19 protein-coding genes are annotated in these 17,122 nt (G+C 40.8%); 17 read left to right on the top strand and 2 right to left on the bottom strand.

Annotated elements, in window-relative coordinates:
• Positions 1-38 precede the first annotated feature (38 nt).
• Positions 39-908 (bottom strand): LysR family transcriptional regulator, encoded by an 870-nt coding sequence (locus A3GQ_RS0118365; RefSeq protein WP_028778313.1) that lies wholly within the window; start codon positions 906-908, stop codon positions 39-41.
• A 140-nt stretch (positions 909-1,048) separates the two neighbouring features.
• Between A3GQ_RS0118365 and A3GQ_RS0118360 the strand changes: the two genes are divergently transcribed.
• The 6 genes from A3GQ_RS0118360 to A3GQ_RS0118335 all read left to right on the top strand — a co-directional run bounded on the left by A3GQ_RS0118360 (position 1,049) and on the right by A3GQ_RS0118335 (position 8,081).
• Positions 1,049-2,098, top strand: coding sequence for an ornithine cyclodeaminase family protein (locus tag A3GQ_RS0118360; RefSeq protein WP_028778312.1), 1,050 nt, complete (start codon positions 1,049-1,051; stop codon positions 2,096-2,098).
• A gap of 19 nt (positions 2,099-2,117) precedes the next feature.
• Positions 2,118-3,242, top strand: a complete 1,125-nt coding sequence (locus tag A3GQ_RS0118355) for an aminotransferase (protein ID WP_028778311.1) — start codon at positions 2,118-2,120, stop codon at positions 3,240-3,242.
• Positions 3,243-3,466: 224 nt separating this feature from the next.
• The gene (locus A3GQ_RS0118350) at positions 3,467-4,870 is read left to right on the top strand and encodes a YfcC family protein (RefSeq protein WP_028778310.1); all 1,404 of its coding nucleotides are present in this window, start codon (positions 3,467-3,469) and stop codon (positions 4,868-4,870) included.
• Positions 4,871-4,888: 18 nt separating this feature from the next.
• Positions 4,889-6,034 (top strand): M20 metallopeptidase family protein, encoded by a 1,146-nt coding sequence (locus A3GQ_RS0118345; protein ID WP_028778309.1) that lies wholly within the window; start codon positions 4,889-4,891, stop codon positions 6,032-6,034.
• Positions 6,035-6,055: 21 nt separating this feature from the next.
• Positions 6,056-7,018 carry a threonine ammonia-lyase gene (locus A3GQ_RS0118340; protein WP_028778308.1) on the top strand — a complete coding sequence of 321 codons (963 nt, stop codon included), beginning with the start codon at positions 6,056-6,058 and terminating at the stop codon, positions 7,016-7,018.
• Between the two features lie 133 nt (positions 7,019-7,151).
• Positions 7,152-8,081 (top strand): PhzF family phenazine biosynthesis protein, encoded by a 930-nt coding sequence (locus tag A3GQ_RS0118335; RefSeq protein ID WP_028778307.1) that lies wholly within the window; start codon positions 7,152-7,154, stop codon positions 8,079-8,081.
• A 73-nt stretch (positions 8,082-8,154) separates the two neighbouring features.
• Here A3GQ_RS0118335 and A3GQ_RS27315 read toward each other — a convergent pair whose 3' ends face one another.
• Positions 8,155-9,075, bottom strand: a complete 921-nt coding sequence (locus tag A3GQ_RS27315) for a hypothetical protein (protein WP_156877805.1) — start codon at positions 9,073-9,075, stop codon at positions 8,155-8,157.
• A 253-nt stretch (positions 9,076-9,328) separates the two neighbouring features.
• Here A3GQ_RS27315 and ylxM point away from each other — a divergent pair, with 253 nt between their 5' ends.
• From ylxM to A3GQ_RS0118270, 11 genes are all read left to right on the top strand, one after another.
• Positions 9,329-9,652, top strand: a complete 324-nt coding sequence (ylxM, locus tag A3GQ_RS0118320; RefSeq protein WP_245596816.1) for a YlxM family DNA-binding protein — start codon at positions 9,329-9,331, stop codon at positions 9,650-9,652.
• A 16-nt stretch (positions 9,653-9,668) separates the two neighbouring features.
• Positions 9,669-11,012: a signal recognition particle protein gene (ffh, locus tag A3GQ_RS0118315; protein ID WP_028778303.1), complete on the top strand. Its 1,344-nt coding sequence runs from the start codon at positions 9,669-9,671 to the stop codon at positions 11,010-11,012.
• Between the two features lie 35 nt (positions 11,013-11,047).
• On the top strand, positions 11,048-11,305 hold the full coding sequence (gene rpsP, locus A3GQ_RS0118310; RefSeq protein ID WP_028778302.1) for a 30S ribosomal protein S16: 258 nt from the start codon (positions 11,048-11,050) through the stop codon (positions 11,303-11,305).
• 18 nt (positions 11,306-11,323) lie between these two features.
• Entirely contained in the window at positions 11,324-11,836 is a 513-nt protein-coding gene (rimM, locus tag A3GQ_RS0118305) for a ribosome maturation factor RimM (protein ID WP_028778301.1), read from the top strand.
• A gap of 6 nt (positions 11,837-11,842) precedes the next feature.
• Entirely contained in the window at positions 11,843-12,583 is a 741-nt protein-coding gene (gene trmD, locus A3GQ_RS0118300) for a tRNA (guanosine(37)-N1)-methyltransferase TrmD (protein ID WP_083964318.1), read from the top strand.
• An 86-nt stretch (positions 12,584-12,669) separates the two neighbouring features.
• Positions 12,670-13,023: a 50S ribosomal protein L19 gene (rplS, locus tag A3GQ_RS0118295; RefSeq protein WP_028778299.1), complete on the top strand. Its 354-nt coding sequence runs from the start codon at positions 12,670-12,672 to the stop codon at positions 13,021-13,023.
• Positions 13,024-13,094: 71 nt separating this feature from the next.
• Entirely contained in the window at positions 13,095-13,670 is a 576-nt protein-coding gene (gene lepB, locus A3GQ_RS24905) for a signal peptidase I (RefSeq protein WP_037465491.1), read from the top strand.
• Between the two features lie 25 nt (positions 13,671-13,695).
• Entirely contained in the window at positions 13,696-14,574 is an 879-nt protein-coding gene (gene ylqF, locus A3GQ_RS0118285; protein WP_028778298.1) for a ribosome biogenesis GTPase YlqF, read from the top strand.
• The gene (locus tag A3GQ_RS0118280; protein ID WP_028778297.1) at positions 14,558-15,334 is read left to right on the top strand and encodes a ribonuclease HII; all 777 of its coding nucleotides are present in this window, start codon (positions 14,558-14,560) and stop codon (positions 15,332-15,334) included. Before ylqF ends, A3GQ_RS0118280 begins: the two co-directional genes overlap by 17 nt.
• Positions 15,331-15,693 (top strand): YraN family protein, encoded by a 363-nt coding sequence (locus A3GQ_RS0118275; RefSeq protein ID WP_028778296.1) that lies wholly within the window; start codon positions 15,331-15,333, stop codon positions 15,691-15,693. The genes A3GQ_RS0118280 and A3GQ_RS0118275 overlap by 4 nt, the downstream gene beginning before the upstream one ends.
• Before the next feature lie 213 nt (positions 15,694-15,906).
• On the top strand, positions 15,907-17,064 hold the full coding sequence (locus A3GQ_RS0118270) for a D-alanyl-D-alanine carboxypeptidase family protein (RefSeq protein ID WP_028778295.1): 1,158 nt from the start codon (positions 15,907-15,909) through the stop codon (positions 17,062-17,064).
• The last annotated feature ends 58 nt before the right edge of the window (positions 17,065-17,122 follow it).

The following is a 17,122-nucleotide window of genomic DNA, read 5'->3' as shown; positions in this document are numbered from 1 at the left end:
ATTGGAATTTCTTATAGTATGTATAATTTTCTACATAATTAAGCTGGCCAATTCTCTTTCAAAAGTTGATGAAAGCTCATAATATTTGGTTCATTTGCACGATTTTGTAGAAAGATTGCGTTTGTTTTTATTTTTCGATCGGCAATCTTGATTTTTAAGATGGATTTGTTGTTTCGTTCTGATTCTATCGATTTGGAGCTGAGAAGTGCCCAGCCAGAAGCTTGGAGAACCGCTTTTTTTATTGCTTCTTCGCTGCCAGATTCTATGATCCATTCGGGACTGAGATTGTATTCTGCTAAACTGCTTTTGATTACATCGACAAAATTACATTGATCGTGATGCATGAAGAATGGGAATTGCTTTAGTTTACTGATGTCAGATGGCTCTGTGATTAGATCTTTGGATGCGACCAATAATACTTCTTCTTCATCTATGGTGTGTTCCTGTATTTCTGTTTTGCTACTTTCACCAGCGATGACAGCAAAATCGGCTCGGTTATTTAAAACATGAAGAATGGCATCTTTACTGTGACAAGAGATTAACTCTAGTTTTACTAAGGGGTAAAGGCGAAAATAATCCCGAATGACAGGAGTAAGATGGTGAACACAATAAAATTCAGGTGCTGCTATACGTAGTTGACCTGACGGACCTTGCATGGTTTGCAATGCTGTTTCCATATTTCTGATCACTTCGAACAACTCATCAACATGTTCTTTAAGAATTGTACCAGCAGGTGTCAAAAAGGTTTTTTTTCGAATTCTTTGGATGAGTGGATAGCCAATTTCTCTTTCTAAAGCTTGAATCTGTAACGTAATCGTTGGTTGTGTATATCGAAGGATTTCAGCTGCTTTGGATAAATTTAAATGTTCAGCGACCACTTGAAAGGTACGTAAATTGCGAAGCTCCAAAACAAAACATCCCTTCTTTATGATTTTTTATAGATGCTATTAATTCTTTTAATTTCAGATTGTTATTCGACTATGGTAGATTATCGTTTAGATTATGGTATCGAAAATAGCAAACGTTTGCAATTGAGAGGAGCTGTCGTATGTTTCCATTTCGGGTTTTAAATCAAGCAGCTATACAAGAAAATCTCGATATGAGAAGTTGTTTGGAAATTGTAGAGAGAGCATATACATTAAAAGACGAGCAGAAAGCAACTTTGTTTCCTATGGTCTTTCATGAATTTGAACCTGGTGTAGCCGATATGGATATCAAATCCGGTCATTTAGCTGGTGCAAATATATTTGGTTTAAAACTAGTATCTTGGTTTGGAGAAAATCCAGCTAAAGGTTTGCCTGCCATTATCGGAACCGTTATGGTCTTAGATAGTAAAACGGGAGCACCTATTGGGATCATGAGTGGAGAAGCGATCACCTTAATGCGTACAGGAGCTGCGGCCGGTGTTGGTGCAAAACAGTTTGCTAGAGCAGATTCCAAAGTGCTATTATCTGTCGGTTCTGGTCATCTTGGACCTTATCATATTCTTGCAACATTAATGGTACTTGAAAACATAGAAAAAGTATTGGTGTACAACCCAAGATCAGTAGAACGAGCAACAGCTTTTTGTACAACGATTAGAGAAAAATGTCTGGGATTGCTCGCGCCTTACCGATCAGATCAGGAATTTTATGACGAAATGGTAAGAAGGATCCATGTTCCTTTTGAAGTTGTACAAGATATAGCACTTGCTACTGCAGAAGCTGATGTAATTAATACGGCAACCCCTTCCAAACAAGCCTTGATTAAGAAAGAGTGGGTAAAAGCTGGTACCCATATCACTTGCCTTGGTGCAGATATGGAAGGAAAACAAGAACTAGATGAACATATTTATGCTAACGCCAAAGTGTTTGTAGATGATGTTACGCAAGCCGTAAATGTCGGTGAAACTGAAATTCCTATTAAAAAAGGAACCATACAAAAAGATGCGTTGATCGAAATCGGTAGTGTTATTCGCGGACGGAAACCGAGTAGAACATCAGATCATGATATTACTGTATTTGATAGTACAGGCATTGCGCTACAAGATTTGCTTACCGCTGAATCCATTTTAAAAGAAGCGGAGAAAAATGGTTCTGGTGTAGTAGCAGATATTTAAACGGAAAAGAGGGTATCACATGCGTATTCCAGCATTTGCAGTAGAAGAATGGATGAATGAGTATGAACACGAAGCAATTTATAATATTGCGGAAACTTGTGTAGATTCGTTAACGGTGAAGGAACTCATTCAATTAGATGGTACACAGCCAGCTGATTTTTTTGAACATGTTGCGAAACAAAAATTGACTTATGGACATATAATCGGTTCTCCTGAGTTTCGACAACGCATTGCTAGTTCCTATACATCCGTAACCGAAGACCAAGTACTTCTGATGAATGGCGCTATTGGTGCTAACTTTTTAGTTCTTTACTCTCTTGTTGGTCCAAGCGATCATGTGATTGCAGTACACCCAACTTATCAACAGCTGTACGATGTACCTAAATCGTTTGGAGCAAGTGTGGATCTACTTTCTCTTCGTAAAGAAAATAATTACTTACCTGATCTGGACGAGCTTCGAAAACTTGTGAAGGATAATACCAAATTAATCATTATCAATAACCCGAATAATCCAACAGGTGCCTTGATGGATGATGAGATGTTAAAGGAGATTGTGGCGATTGCGAGAGAAGCAAATGCTTACATACTCAGTGATGAAGTATATCGCAATCTACTACAAGAAGACGTAAAAATTTCTTCTATCGTAGATTTGTATGAAAAAGGGATTAGTACGTCGAGTATGTCCAAAGTCTTATCTTTAGCTGGTCTTCGATTGGGATGGATTGCTGCTTCTCCAGAGGTCATAAAAGAATGTTTAAAACATCGAGATTATACGACGATTAGTTGTGGTTTGATCGATGACATGCTTGCCGTGCACGCTCTTCGAAACTACGATAAGATACTAGAGCGAAATCTGAAGATTGTTCGCGAAAATCTAGCTATTTTAGACAACTGGGTAGCTAGTGAACCAGCAATTCATTATGTAAAACCACAGGCAGGAACTACCGCTCTTCTACACTTTGATTTGCCACTTACGTCAGAAGATTTTTGTTTACAATTGTTCCGAGCTAATGGTGCTTTCCTAACCCCTGGTTCATGCTTTGATCTAGAGGGGACTGTGCGAATCGGCTATGCTTGCGCGACCGATGTGCTAATACAAGGACTGGAAAAAGTATCGGACTTTATTCGACAAGTAAATAAATAGAATCCTTGACCGCATGAAAAGAAGGTTTTTTCATGCGGTCACTTATTTTTATATATAATAAAATATAAAATTTTATAATGATTACTATTGATTAAATTAATTAGTTATCATTATGATTGCTATGCTAGAATCTTTCTAAATATAGAGTGTATAAAAGTGTGTCTTGATTTATATTTTTACATTCTATTAAAATAGTCTGCTAGCCATTAGGAGGAACGAGACAAGTGAACAAGTCAACTCCATTATCTATTTCTCAAAAAACAAAAGAAATAAATGTTTTCGTACTATTGACGATTGTACTTGCTATTGCTCTAATTCTGACTTATATTTTGCCAGCAGGTGAATATTCGAGAACAGAGGTAGATGGAAGAAGTATAGTAGTACCAAATTCGTATAAGCATGTTGATTCTGCTTCTTTAAACCTTATGGATTTTGCAGGGTCTTTTCACAAAGGTATGGTAGAAGCTGGTGATATTATTTTCTTTGTTCTTATCATCGGTGGAGCATTTGGAATTATCGTTTCAACTGGAGCTATTGAAGCATTCATTTTTAGTATTTCTCGAAAACTTGGAAATAAGGAAAAGTGGCTCATCCCTTTTATGATGCTCTTTTTTGCTATTGGCGGTTCCCTTATCGGGATGGCAGAAGAGACGCTCGTCTATATTCCGATCCTCATCTCTCTATCGTTATCATTAGGTTTTGATGTATTAACAGGAGCAGCCATCGTATTGGTTGGAGCTTCTATCGGATTTGCGACTGCTGTGATGAATCCGTTTACAGTCGGTGTTGCCCAAGGAATTGCGAAATTACCTATGTTTTCTGGCATCGGATTTCGGATTGTTTTATTTGTTATCATGTATCTCGTTGGTGTGTGGTTTATATACCGCCATGCTGTCCGAGTAAAAAAAGATCCCAGCAAAGGATTTTTCGGAGATGGCAGGTACAGTAAAATTGATCCTAACAAAACGGATGTCACTTTTACAGGGAGACACAAAGCAGTTCTCATCTGTTTTTTACTCAATTTTGTATGGATCGCCTTTGGGGTTATCAAATATGGATGGTATATGACCGAGATTGCAGGGATGTTTATCTTGCTTGCGATTGTAGTAGGATTCATCGCTCGTATACACCCTAATGATTTTGTAGATCGTTTTATGGGTGGTTCTGCGGGGCTTATTTCAGGAGCTTTGATTATTGGTGTAGCAAAAGCAGTAGTAGTGATTTTGACGGATGGTCGTGTGATTGACACCATTTTATATACTGCTGCTTCCGCATTGGATTCCTTTCCGGGTTACCTTAGTGCGATTGGCATCTATGTTTTTCAGGCAGTGATAAACTTTATTGTTCCATCTGGAAGTGGTCAAGCAGCATTGACAATGCCTATTATTGCTCCTCTAGCCGATTTAGTGGGAGTAACGCGACAAACAACAGTATTAGCCTTCTCTTTGCAAGATGGAATCGGAAACATTATCCTCCCTACTTCAGGCTATTTTATGGCAGGACTAGCTTTGGCAGGTATTCCTTGGTCACGGTGGGTGAAGTGGATTTTACCCCTGATCTTGATTCAATATGGCATTGGACTTGTAGCAGTTATTGTAGCGCATGCGATAAATTATGGACCATTTTAAGAAGGAGTGTAGGTAGCGATGGAAGTAAGTTCAACATTAGCAGAATGGGCTATCGCCCATCGTCGTCATATTCATCAATTTCCAGAGCTATCTGGGCAAGAATGGGAGACACATCAATATATCAAAAAACATATTCAAGATTTGGGTTTAGAAATATTAGATTATCAAGCGCCTAGCCTCGTTGCTTTTCTTCCTGGAACAGATGGTACAAAGACAATTGGTTTGCGTTCCGATATTGATGCACTCCCCATCCAAGAGGAAGGGGAGAAGACTTGTATTTCTCAACGATCTGGTGTTGCTCATGTATGTGGTCATGATGGTCATACAGCCATTTTGTTGTCTGTAGCCAAATGGGCCTCAGAAAATCGCTATCGGATTAAACCGAATCTCGTGTTTGTCTTCCAGTCTGCAGAAGAGATGGGACCTAGCGGAGCAGAAGCATTGATCGAACAGGGATTATTGGAATTACTAGATGAAATTTATGGGTTACATCTTTGGCAGCCACTGAAGAAAGGAAAGATCGGATTATTATCTGGTTCGATGATGGCCTCTTCAGATGAATTTGAATTGGTTATTCATGGTTCTGGTGGACATGGGGCTTTACCTCACGAGACGATTGATCCGATTTTTGTTGCGAGCCAAGTGATCAGTGGTATTCAGTCGATTATTAGCAGAAAAATCAATCCGATGGAGCCTGCTGTTATTACGGTTGGTAAAGTCGTGGCGGGGACAACGTATAATATTATTCCGCATGAAGCAACGCTGTATGGGACACTTCGTGCTTTTACCAATGAAGTCAGAGAATGGCTTCCTATTGAGTTAGAAAGGGTAGCAAAAGGAATTGCGGAAGCATATGGAGCATCCATTTCTTTTAAACTTTTACGAGGGACACCTCCTGTCATTAATGACTCCAATGTCAGTGAATTTGTAAAACAAGTAATTGTTACTTCCTTTCCTGCAAAAACATATGAGACAATAGAACCATCCATGGCTGCTGAAGATTTTTCGTTTTATTTACAAAAGAAACCAGGGGCTTTCCTATTTGTAGGGATGAATAGTGAAAAGAGCAGCTATCCTCATCACGACCCTCGTTTTGATATCGATGAAGAATCGATATCAATGGCTATTCGTTTTTTCTGTGAACTTATTTTGCATCAAGAGTAAAAAGAAATGGAGTTTTTCATCATGTTGAACGTTTCCTTATTGGATGTCATTCAAGTTAAAGCAGTTATCAAAGATCAAATACAAGCCACACCACTTTTGCCTGCTCCTGTTTTATCTGAACAAACAGGAGCAGATGTGTGGTTTAAAGTAGAAGCATTGCAAACAACAGGATCTTTTAAACTTCGAGGAGCATTTACGAAGTTGTTTTCTTTGACAGATGAAGAGAGAGCTAAAGGAGTGATCACGGCATCTGCTGGTAATCACGCTCAAGGCGTGGCTTATGCATCTTCCCACCTCCATATTTCAGCATTGATTGTGGTGCCAAAAACTGCACCAGAAACAAAAAAAGCGGGTATCCGCAGATATGGTGCAGAGTTAGTGGAGTTCGGAAATAATTACGATGAGGCAGAAACTCATGCATACGAACTAGCCAAGACAACAGGCAGGACATTTGTGCATGCATTTGAAGATAACAAAATTATTGCTGGACAAGGTACAGTTGGGCTGGAAATTTTATTAGAGCAGCCTGATTTTGATACCCTTGTTGTCCCTGCTGGTGGGGGAGGATTGATTTGCGGAGTAGCAGTTGCAGCAAAAGCAATCAATCCCGCTATCCGAGTGATCGGTGTGCAATCCCATGCGTCTCCTCCATGGTACTATTCTTTCAAAGAGAAGAAACTCGTAGATGTAACATATGAAGACTCCCTTGCGGATGGATTGCATGGTGGGATTACACAAGGAAATCTTGATCTCGCCCTTCAAGTAGTGGATGATATCATCTTGGTGAAAGAAGAAGAAATTGCTCACGCCATGTATTGGTTAGCCAAAGAGCATCATTATATGGTAGAAGGTTCTGGTGCCATAGGTGTTGCGGCTCTATTAAATGGACATCTGGATGTAACTGGTCAAAAAGTATGTACTATTTTGAGCGGTAGCAATGTAGATGCTGGGAAGCTGGCCAATATCATTACAAATCATACGTAGTTTTAGCAGCATCCTTGTTTTCAAAAGGGTGCTTTTTGTTCGTAGAGAGAGACAGTATCATTTAAAATAAGGGTAGAATTAGTCCGTTGTTTTTACTATTGAAGTCCATATCATTCCCTGAAGGAGATTTCAAATGGAAGCTTTACGTTATGCTCTGCTTGATGTATTTACCACAAAACCTTTTGGCGGTAATCAATTAGCTGTGTTTTATGATGACACTAATCTGCCAACGGAAACAATGCAAACGATTGCCAGAGAACTAAATTTATCCGAAACCGTGTTTGTTCAAACCCCATCCGATGCGAAAAAGGAAAAACGACTGAGAATATTTACGCCAAAAGTAGAGCTGCCAATGGCTGGGCATCCCACAATTGGAACTGCATATTTGCTTGCAGATAAAGGGATTTTGGATACAAAAGAAGGGGTAAACGAATGGGTTTTAGAGGAGGAAGTGGGGGAGATTCCTGTAAAAGTTTATAGGGAACAATCTCGTATTTCTAAAGTGGAAATGACACAACCATTACCAGAGTTTGGTGAAGTGTATCAGGACAGGCAAAATGTTGCTGATTTATTTTCTTTATCGGTAGAAGATCTAGATCCTGCTTTACCGATTCAAACTGTCTCGACAGGTGTACCTTTTCTGTTTATCCCGATTTGTACGCTTGACGCAATAAAAAAAATCCAATTTCGTATGGACATTTGGGAGAAACATTTTAGTAGAAATCCGGAGATACAACATATTTTTACCTTTACAACCGAAACCGAAAATATTTCATCTACCATTCATAGTAGGATGTTTGCCCCAGCAATGGGTATTTCCGAAGATCCTGCAACTGGAAACGCGAGTGGTTCTTTAGGAGCATATTTAGTGGAACATGCAGTGGTCTCACCTGTTGAACAAGAAACGTATTTCATTCGAAGTGAACAAGGGTTTGAAATGGGAAGACCGAGTTATATTGATATCACAATTGGGAAAGAGGGAGAGCAATATAAGGAAGTAAAAATTGGAGGTACCAGTGTAATCATAGGTTCTGGAGAAATATGTTTACAGACGGCGGATTAATAATGGGAAGAAAAAAGTGGCTCCCCTGTGCTGGCTCAGCACAGAGGAGTTCCACATCCGATGAAGCGATCGATCACGCTGCCATGCGGCGCATCTTTCGCGTCCACTGACGGCGACGGGACCAGTGCTTGTCGATGACCGGCTGACCAGGAGAACGGGTCTTCCAGTCGGGAGCGGTCTTCCGCAGTCCGCGAGCGACGATCCACTCACCCGTTCGCCAGTTGAGCTGTCCCTTGTTGGCGCAGGTCAGCTCTTCTGGGTTGTCGGTGGTGTTGTAGAGATGGAACTGGTGTCCCTTCTTGTCGGTGAGGACGGCTCGCGTCATCTTCTGGCCGTCGAACGTCTCGTACTGGTAGACCTTGATCGTCCCGACCTTGCTGTGCTCCCATGAGCGGATCAGGCGTTCTTCCGTCACCTGGAAGTCTCCAGGGATCTGGACGGCCTCGATCTCACCCGTGAAGTAGTTTTCCTGGGTCTTCGGGTAGTGCGTGCAGTTCGAGTTCAGCACCTCCACCGGAGTGCCATCATGGCGCATAGGAGCGCCATTGGCCCAGGTGTCTTCGTAGAGGTAGAACGAGTCTCCCTTCAACCAAATACTGCCGCCGCTCATCATCTGATTGACCTTGGCGGCAGTCGGTACACCGTTCACCCAGTGGAGTCGCGTGAAGATGAGCCGACCCTGCTGACCCCAGTCACGGAGGAGCGTCGGGTCGCAGTCGAGGTTGCCGTCTTCGTCTTCGAAGCACATCTCGTCGGTGGACTTGATGATGGCGGGATCGTACTTGTTCGTGTGCACCATCAGCGGGTTGAACGGTTCGCCGGCCTTCTGCTGCTCGAACGCAGTCCCTTCCTTCAGGTTGAAGATCAGCGTCCGACCATCGTCACACGGGATGTGAAAGCTGGGCCAGTCCTTCAGGTTGGAGCGGACGGAGCGGTCGTTCCAGTCGAAGGTGTAGTTCGGGTCGAAGTTGATGGTCGCCGTCTGGAGCTGCATGGGAAATCCTTTCCTCGGATGTGGCGAATCTTGCCTACATTCATTCTATAATAGAAATTTAGAAATGAATATCCCAATTGGCATCATATTTTGACACTTTTTCTAAGCGACAAGGGGACGGTTCTTTTGTCGCATGCTTTTTTTACTTTTTGTTAAGGGATAAAGGATTTGTCTTGACTCCCTTATTTTTTTCTGTTACTATTTTCAACTGTAAAGGAAATCACCTTGACACGAACGAGAGGTGATCATATTGTTGGAGCAAACAACGGAAATCAATTTGTTATATGATTTTTATGGCTCTCTTTTAACCAAAAAACAACAACTTATTTTAGAATGTTATTACCTCGACGATTGGTCGCTTTCAGAGATTGCAAATCACCAAGGAACATCTAGACAAGCAGTTTTTGAAGGCATCAAACGAGCAGAACAACATTTAATAGAGTTTGAGAATAAGCTGGGTCTGGTTCAAAAGTACCGTCAGCGTGATCAACTAGCGAAAAAAATTCTCTCCAAATTATCTGCTGATCCATCACTTCAAGCGGAGGTTTCTGACCTGATTCAGCAGATGATAGACTAGCGTAAGAGGTGAGAAGATGGCATTTGAAGGATTGTCTGGCCGTTTGCAGAGTGTCATGCAAAAGCTTCGTGGCAAAGGGAAAGTAACCGAAGCAGATGTAAAAGAGGCAATGCGGGAGATTCGTCTTGCACTTCTTGAAGCGGATGTAAACTTTAAAGTTGTAAAAACCTTTATTGATCGTGTAAAAGAACGAGCAATTGGTCAAGAAGTACTAAAAAGCCTTACTCCTGGTCAACAAGTAGTAAAAGTAGTGAACGAAGAATTGACCGAATTGATGGGTGGTCAAGAGAGTAAGTTAGTGGTTGCCAGCAAGGCACCAACTGTTATTATGATGGTTGGTCTGCAAGGGGCAGGGAAAACAACCTCCTCTGGTAAGCTTGCGAAATGGTTGGCTAAACAAAACAAGAAGCCGTTATTGGTTGCAGCTGATATTTATCGTCCTGCTGCGATTCGGCAGTTGGAAGTACTAGGTGAGCAATTAGGTGTTCCTGTATTTTCACTTGGAGACAAAGAAAGTCCTGTAAATATTGCTCAAAAAGGGATCGAAAAAGCCAAGAGTGAACAATTTGATACCGTAATTATCGACACTGCAGGTCGACTGCATGTGGATGAGCAGATGATGGATGAGTTAAGAAATGTACGTCAAATAGCCAATCCAGATGAAGTATTGCTCGTTATTGATGCGATGACAGGACAAGATGCAGTAAATGTGGCAGAAAGTTTCCATCGGGAAATGGATTTGACGGGTGTCATTCTTACCAAGTTAGATGGAGACACTCGTGGTGGAGCAGCTTTATCTGTAAAAGCGGTAACCAATTGTCCCATTAAGTTTGTGGGGATGGGAGAAAAAACGGATGCATTAGAGCCTTTTCACCCAGATCGCATGGCTTCTCGTATTTTAGGAATGGGTGATGTCCTTTCTTTGATCGAGAAAGCACAAGAAGCAGTAGATATGGAGAAAGCAAAAGAACTAGAAAAGAAAATGCGAAGTCAGAAGCTGACTTTGCATGATTTCCTAGATCAGTTGCAGCAAGTTCGCAAAATGGGGCCATTGGAAGATATGCTCGCCATGATCCCAGGTGCGAATGCAAAAGCTTTGAAAAATGTGACCGTAGATGAGAAGAAGATGGATCGGATTGAGGCCATTATTCGCTCCATGACTGCTTATGAAAAAGATCATCCAGAAGTATTGAATGCGAGTCGCAGAAGAAGAATTGCCTTGGGTAGTGGCACTTCTGTGCAAGAAGTCAACCAATTACTCAAGCAGTTCCAAGAGATGAAAAAGAGTATGAAACAAATGGCTTCAATGATGAAAAATACAAAGAAACGCAAAGGCTTCAAATTTCCTTTCATGGGGTAAGGCAGTGTGTATTCTAGAGTGGAGGTGAAACAAAAATGGCAGTGAAAATTCGTCTAAAACGAATGGGTGCAAAGAAAGCTCCTTTCTACCGCGTGGTTGTAGCAGATGCTCGTGCACCTCGTGATGGTCGTTTCATCGAAGAGATTGGTTATTTCAATCCTTTGACCGAACCAGCGCAAGTGAACATCAATGAGGAAAAAGCTTTGAAATGGCTTCAAACAGGAGCACAACCTTCTGATACAGTAAAAGCTTTGCTTCGTAAAGAAGGTATCCTAGAAAAATTACAAAAATAAGGTTGGGCTGACGTAAAAATGGAATTTCTTCGTGTAGGTCAATTTGTCAATACACACGGAATTCGCGGTGAAGTCAAAATCATGGCGAATACGGACTTCCCAGAGCAACGTTTTGCAGTTGGAAAACAAGTTTGGCTGGCACATCCAACGCTTGTCGAAAAACTTCCACTTACGGTGGTAGGGGTTCGTACTCATAAATCTACGCTATTGATTCGCTTTCGAGAATGGAATAATATCAATGAAGCTGAACCTTTCAAAGGTGCTTGGTTGTATGTTCCAGAGGAAGAAGAAGTAGCGGATGAGGAAGATGGTTTTTACTTTCATCAAATTATCGGCTGTCAAGTGGTTACCACTGATGGACAACATGTTGGAAGAGTAAAGGAAATATTGACGCTTCCAGCGAATGACGTGTGGGTAGTGTCCAGAGAAGGGAAAGGGGATTTATTGCTCCCTTATATTGAGGATGTTATCAAGGAAGTAGATGTAACTCAGCAAGTGATCACAATGGTTTGGATGGAAGGACTGGAGTAAATGGCGATGATTCGCTTTGATGTACTAACCTTATTTCCGGAGATGTTTCATGGATTCCTTTCTCATAGCATCATGGGTAGAGCGAAGGAGAGAGGGTTGGTAGAAGCTAATCTCATTAATTTTCGTCAGTTTTCCGACTCCAAACATCATACCGTTGATGATACTCCTTATGGAGGCGGTGGTGGAATGGTACTCCGTCCCCAACCGATTTTTGATGCGGTAGATCATTTACTAGAAAATGTTGCAGAGAAGCCTCCTATCATCATGATGACTCCTCAAGGAGAACCATTTTCGCAAGAAATGGCGGAGGAATTGGCAGTGTATCCCCATCTTGTTCTACTCTGTGGACACTATGAAGGTTTTGATGAGCGAATCCGTGAGCATTTGGTAACCCATGAAATATCGATGGGGGACTATGTACTTACGGGTGGAGAGTTACCAGCCATGATTGTCATGGATAGTGTTAGTCGCTTACTTCCTGAGGTATTGGGAAATCCAATGTCACATGTAGATGACTCATTTTCTACGGGACTATTGGAGTATCCACACTATACCAAACCGTCAGAATATCGAGGAATGAAGGTGCCAGATGTTTTACTTTCTGGACATCATGCCAAGATAGATAAATGGCGAAGGGAGCAAGCATTGCTTCGCACATGGGAACGTCGACCGGATTTGCTGGAATCTTCAAATCTGACTGATGAAGATCGTAAGTTTTTGCGTCAATTAAATACAAACAAAGACTAATTGTCTTGACGCCACGTATGTGGTAAAATATTTCCGTTTCCCTTGATCCGGAATTTTGAATAGAAAAGAAAGGAGGTTATCCGATCATGCAAGAACTTATCAGAAGCCTTACAGAAGATCAATTGAAGCAAGATATCCCACTATTTCGCGCTGGAGACACACTTCGTGTGCACGTGAAAGTAAAAGAGGGCCAACGTGAACGGATTCAGCTTTTTGAAGGAGTTGTAATCCAACGTCGTGGCGGTGGTATCTCTGCAACTTTTACTGTTCGTAAGATTTCCTATGGTGTAGGTGTGGAACGTACTTTCCCACTTCATTCTCCACGTTTGGACAAAATCGAAGTGATTCGTCGTGGTAAAGTTCGTCGTGCGAAACTATTCTATCTACGTAAACTTCGTGGAAAAGCTGCTCGCATCAAAGAAAGAATGACACATAAATAGAATGCACGTTTCGCGGAAAAGGGCTTGAGTTGATCAAGTCCTTTTCCCATATTTTCATAGGAGGCGTCCGAATGAGTGAATTTATTTCTCGCTCGGAACGACAACGGAGAGAACGTCTCGAACGACAAAGACAAAGGCACAAAAAATCTTCATCACGTGCGTTCGATTGGGTAAAAGCTGTCATTATTGCACTTATACTCGCAGTTGTCATTCGAGGGTTTATCTTAGAACCGACTTACGTGCAGGGCCCTTCGATGTTAAACACCATGAAAACAGGAGATAAGGTCATTATTAATAAACTTATTTACCGTTTAAAATCCCCAGCTCGTGGTGAAGTTATTGTTTTTCATACTCCAGAAGATCGAGATTTGATTAAAAGAGTAATTGGTTTACCGGGTGAAACGATACAAGTGAAGAATTATCATGTATATATTAATGGAAAGTTGCTACAAGAACCTTATTTGAATTTTTCTACACAAACCTCCACTGTCCCACCAACTAAAATAGCCGCTAACCATCTATTTGTGATGGGAGATAATCGAGTAAACAGTACCGATAGTCGTGAATTAGGTGCCATTCCCATTGATCAAGTCATAGGAAGAGCGGAGTTTATTTATTGGCCAATCTCAGAGTGGAAGACCTTGTGATTTTAATGTACTAGAGGTGTTGAACATGTCGATCCATTGGTTTCCGGGTCATATGGCAAAAGCTAGAAGACAGATAGAAGAGAAATTAAAGCAAGTGGATATCGTAATCGAACTATTAGATGCCAGATTGCCTTTAGCAAGTCGTAATCCGATGATAGACGAAATAACCGGGCATAAACCTCGCTTGGTTCTTTTTACAAAAGGGGATATGGCTGATGAGACAACTACGAATGATTGGATCTCGTATTTTACAGGGATAGGAGTGTCTGTTTTACCTATCGATGCAAAAACGGGTAAAGGTGTACCCAAAATTGCTGCAACATGTGAAAAAATATTGGAGCCTCTATTTGTTACACGGCAAAAAAAAGGTATTGTTTCAAAAAGGATGCGTGCCATGGTATTAGGTATCCCTAATGTTGGAAAATCATCTTTGATTAATCGTTTGGCTGGCAGACATGCTACTCAAACAGGAGATCGTCCTGGAGTTACCAAAGCACAGCAGTGGATTAGAGTAGGAAAAAAACTAGAATTATTGGACACACCGGGAATTCTGTGGCCCAAATTCGAAGATCCAGATGTAGGAATGCGGTTAGCAATGAGTGGAGCGATCAAGGAGGATATATTGCCTACGGAAGAAGTGGCATTACATACTTTAAAATACATAAGTCATCGTTATCCAAAGTTGTTAGCAGAACGATACGCTGTTGAAATAACAGATCAAACTCCAGTTGAATTATTAGATGAAATAGGAAAAAAACGTGGATGTTTAATGCGCGGTGGAGAGATTGATTGGGATAAAGCAGCTGATATCGTGATGGGTGATCTGCGCTCTGGCAGACTGGGACGTGTCTCTCTGGAAACTCCAAGTGATTATGAGGAGATTGTAGATGAAGAAAACGATTGATGCCTGGCGGGAATGGCTACAAGAAAATGAAGTTACAGAGGAAGTATTGTCTGAGCTATTAGCAGATACAAGGCAAGGTGTGAAACAACTGGCTAAACGTTATCAAAATCAACAATCAAAAGAAAAGGCGGAACAAGAACGTTTAGCAAAGATGTGGACATACGAAAAAAAATTATGGGCTGATGGAAAAACATGTATTGCTGGTATTGATGAAGCTGGTCGTGGCCCGCTAGCAGGACCTGTGGTAGCAGCAGCGGTAATTCTACCACCTGATTTTGATGTAGCTGGATTGAACGACTCAAAGCAAGTCTCCGCAAATGATCGAAACATATTACGTGAGCGTATCCATCGAGATGCCATCAGTATAGGTGTTGGCATAGTGGATGTCTCCTATATTGATGAGCATAATATTTTACAAGCTACGTTCCATGCTATGCGGATTGCGATCTCTAAATTATCAAAACAACCAGATCATCTACTGCTAGACGCAGTTAAATTGCCACAAGTAACGATTACCCAACAAAGCCTTATTAAAGGCGACAGTTTGAGTCATTCCATTGCCGCAGCATCTATCATAGCAAAAACAACGCGAGATGAGTGGATGATGGAAATACATAAGCAGTACCCACAATATGGATTTGATCAACATATGGGATATGGAGTGCCATCCCATTTAGAAAAACTTCAAAAATACGGTGCTTCTCCTATTCACCGACGCAGTTTTTCACCTGTGCGAGCAGTAATAGAGGCTACTTCATGACGTTTCAAAGAAAAGCAATTGGTCAGCGGGGAGAAGATATAGCTGCGGGGTATCTTGTTTCCAAAGGGTGGGAACTGATCGCAAGAAATTGGTCTACGAAACTTGGAGAGTTAGATATTGTCGCAAATGACGGCTTGCAGCTTATTTTTGTGGAAGTAAGGACAACCACCTCCAATCAATTTGGTCTTGGTTTTCAGTCTGTTCAATATCGAAAGCAGCAGCAAGTGAGAAAATTGGCAGTGCAATTTATGCAAAAACAAAAATTGGAGCATCTTTCCATTCGTTTTGATGTGATATCGGTTCTATTAACAAAAGAGAGAGAGTTTGTAGACTTAAACCATTTAGAAGGTGCTTTTTAATGAATTTGCAGCCAAGAAAAACGGATGATGTATTTGATTACTTGTACAAGAGTGTGAGCGAAGACTAGATTCGTGTCAAAGATAAGAAAATGCAAATAATAACATGGATGCTAGCTGTGATATGCTAGTTTTTCCTAATTTGAAGTAGTAATATATTTTTAGAAGTAGGAAAGTTGGTAATAGACAATAAAATATGGCGGGAGTAGAGACAAGATGTTAAGAAAGTTTCCTCTATTATTATTATTAGCTACTGTGATTTTCTTTTCCATGAGTACATCTTTGTTTGCAGCTGCAAGTAAACCTACTATTACTTCAAAAGCTTTTTATGTTATGGATTACTCTAGTGGAGCAATTTTAATGAGTGGTAATGGAAACACTTCCTTACCTATTGCTAGTCTATCTAAGTTAATGACAGCTCTGATCGTCATGGAAAAAATCAAGCAAGGAAAGTTACATTGGTCAGACAAAGTGATCGTTAGCAAAAAAGCACAAGCTATTAATGAATCAGAAATTAAACTGGTGGCTGGTGAAAAAATTTCCATAAAAGAACTTGTTACAGGGATGATGGTTGCATCTGCAAACGATGCTGCTTATGCACTTGCGGAGAAAGTGAGTGGGTCAGAGGAAAAATTTGCTTCTTTGATGAATCAAAAGGCGAAAGAATTAGGATTGGGAAAGACGCAATTTTATACGAGCAGTGGACTGGTCTATAAGTCTTCTTCTGGCAAAGTATATACGAATACAATGTCTGCAAATGATATGGCAATCTTAACTAGATATATATTGGCGAAACATTCCGAAATATATTCGTTTTCTACGATTCTCCGACATACCTTTCATCCCGGTACTTCTCGACAAATGAAAGTGACCAATACCAATTCGATGCTGCCTACGTTGTCGTATGGTTATAAAGGGGTGGATGGTCTCAAGACAGGATTTACAACTCCTGCTAAATATTGTTATGTAGGTACCGTTACTCGGAATAATTTCCGCCTTATTTCCGTTTTGTTGGGATCTAGTACTTTAGATAAAAGATATAAAGAAACCAAACAGTTATATGATTACATTTACCAAAATTATACACCAAGTTTGATCCTCCAAGCGGGAAGAGCGATATCCAGTTATAAAACGATTAGAGTGAGTGGGCACAATGGTCCAGTATCTATTGTTTCTCTTCGTAATCTGACGATTCCGCTCCTCAAAGGCAAAGAAAAAGATTATTCTTATCATATTGTTATTTATCCAAATTTACGTGCACCAATGAAAAAAGGCACTGCAGTTGGATATGTTCAAATCTATTACAAAGGTAAGGTTGTCCTTGGCACACCGCGGATGTCTTTAGTAACGGCTACAGCAGTAACAAAAAATTAGTACACATAAAGAAAACGACTTGAAAGGAAATAGATATTCTCATTTCAAGTCGTTTTTC

The organism is Shimazuella kribbensis DSM 45090 (assembly GCF_000428065.1).
Taxonomy (GTDB): domain Bacteria; phylum Bacillota; class Bacilli; order Thermoactinomycetales; family Thermoactinomycetaceae; genus Shimazuella; species Shimazuella kribbensis.
This window is presented reverse-complemented; position numbering and strand designations above follow the sequence as displayed.

Bases quoted from the DNA above. Each gene is read 5' to 3' on its own strand.
- A3GQ_RS0118360 (WP_028778312.1), top strand. From the start codon at position 1,049: ATGTTTCCATTTCGGGTTTTAAATCAAGCAGCTATACAAGAAAATCTC.
- A3GQ_RS0118355 (WP_028778311.1), top strand. From the start codon at position 2,118: ATGCGTATTCCAGCATTTGCAGTAGAAGAATGGATGAATGAGTATGAA.
- A3GQ_RS0118345 (WP_028778309.1), top strand. From the start codon at position 4,889: ATGGAAGTAAGTTCAACATTAGCAGAATGGGCTATCGCCCATCGTCGT.
- A3GQ_RS0118340 (WP_028778308.1), top strand. From the start codon at position 6,056: ATGTTGAACGTTTCCTTATTGGATGTCATTCAAGTTAAAGCAGTTATC.
- A3GQ_RS0118335 (WP_028778307.1), top strand. From the start codon at position 7,152: ATGGAAGCTTTACGTTATGCTCTGCTTGATGTATTTACCACAAAACCT.
- A3GQ_RS27315 (WP_156877805.1), bottom strand. From the start codon at position 9,075: ATGCAGCTCCAGACGGCGACCATCAACTTCGACCCGAACTACACCTTC.
- ffh (WP_028778303.1), top strand. From the start codon at position 9,669: ATGGCATTTGAAGGATTGTCTGGCCGTTTGCAGAGTGTCATGCAAAAG.
- rpsP (WP_028778302.1), top strand. From the start codon at position 11,048: ATGGCAGTGAAAATTCGTCTAAAACGAATGGGTGCAAAGAAAGCTCCT.
- rimM (WP_028778301.1), top strand. From the start codon at position 11,324: ATGGAATTTCTTCGTGTAGGTCAATTTGTCAATACACACGGAATTCGC.
- trmD (WP_083964318.1), top strand. From the start codon at position 11,843: ATGATTCGCTTTGATGTACTAACCTTATTTCCGGAGATGTTTCATGGA.
- rplS (WP_028778299.1), top strand. From the start codon at position 12,670: ATGCAAGAACTTATCAGAAGCCTTACAGAAGATCAATTGAAGCAAGAT.
- lepB (WP_037465491.1), top strand. From the start codon at position 13,095: ATGAGTGAATTTATTTCTCGCTCGGAACGACAACGGAGAGAACGTCTC.
- ylqF (WP_028778298.1), top strand. From the start codon at position 13,696: ATGTCGATCCATTGGTTTCCGGGTCATATGGCAAAAGCTAGAAGACAG.
- A3GQ_RS0118280 (WP_028778297.1), top strand. From the start codon at position 14,558: ATGAAGAAAACGATTGATGCCTGGCGGGAATGGCTACAAGAAAATGAA.
- A3GQ_RS0118275 (WP_028778296.1), top strand. From the start codon at position 15,331: ATGACGTTTCAAAGAAAAGCAATTGGTCAGCGGGGAGAAGATATAGCT.
- A3GQ_RS0118270 (WP_028778295.1), top strand. From the start codon at position 15,907: ATGTTAAGAAAGTTTCCTCTATTATTATTATTAGCTACTGTGATTTTC.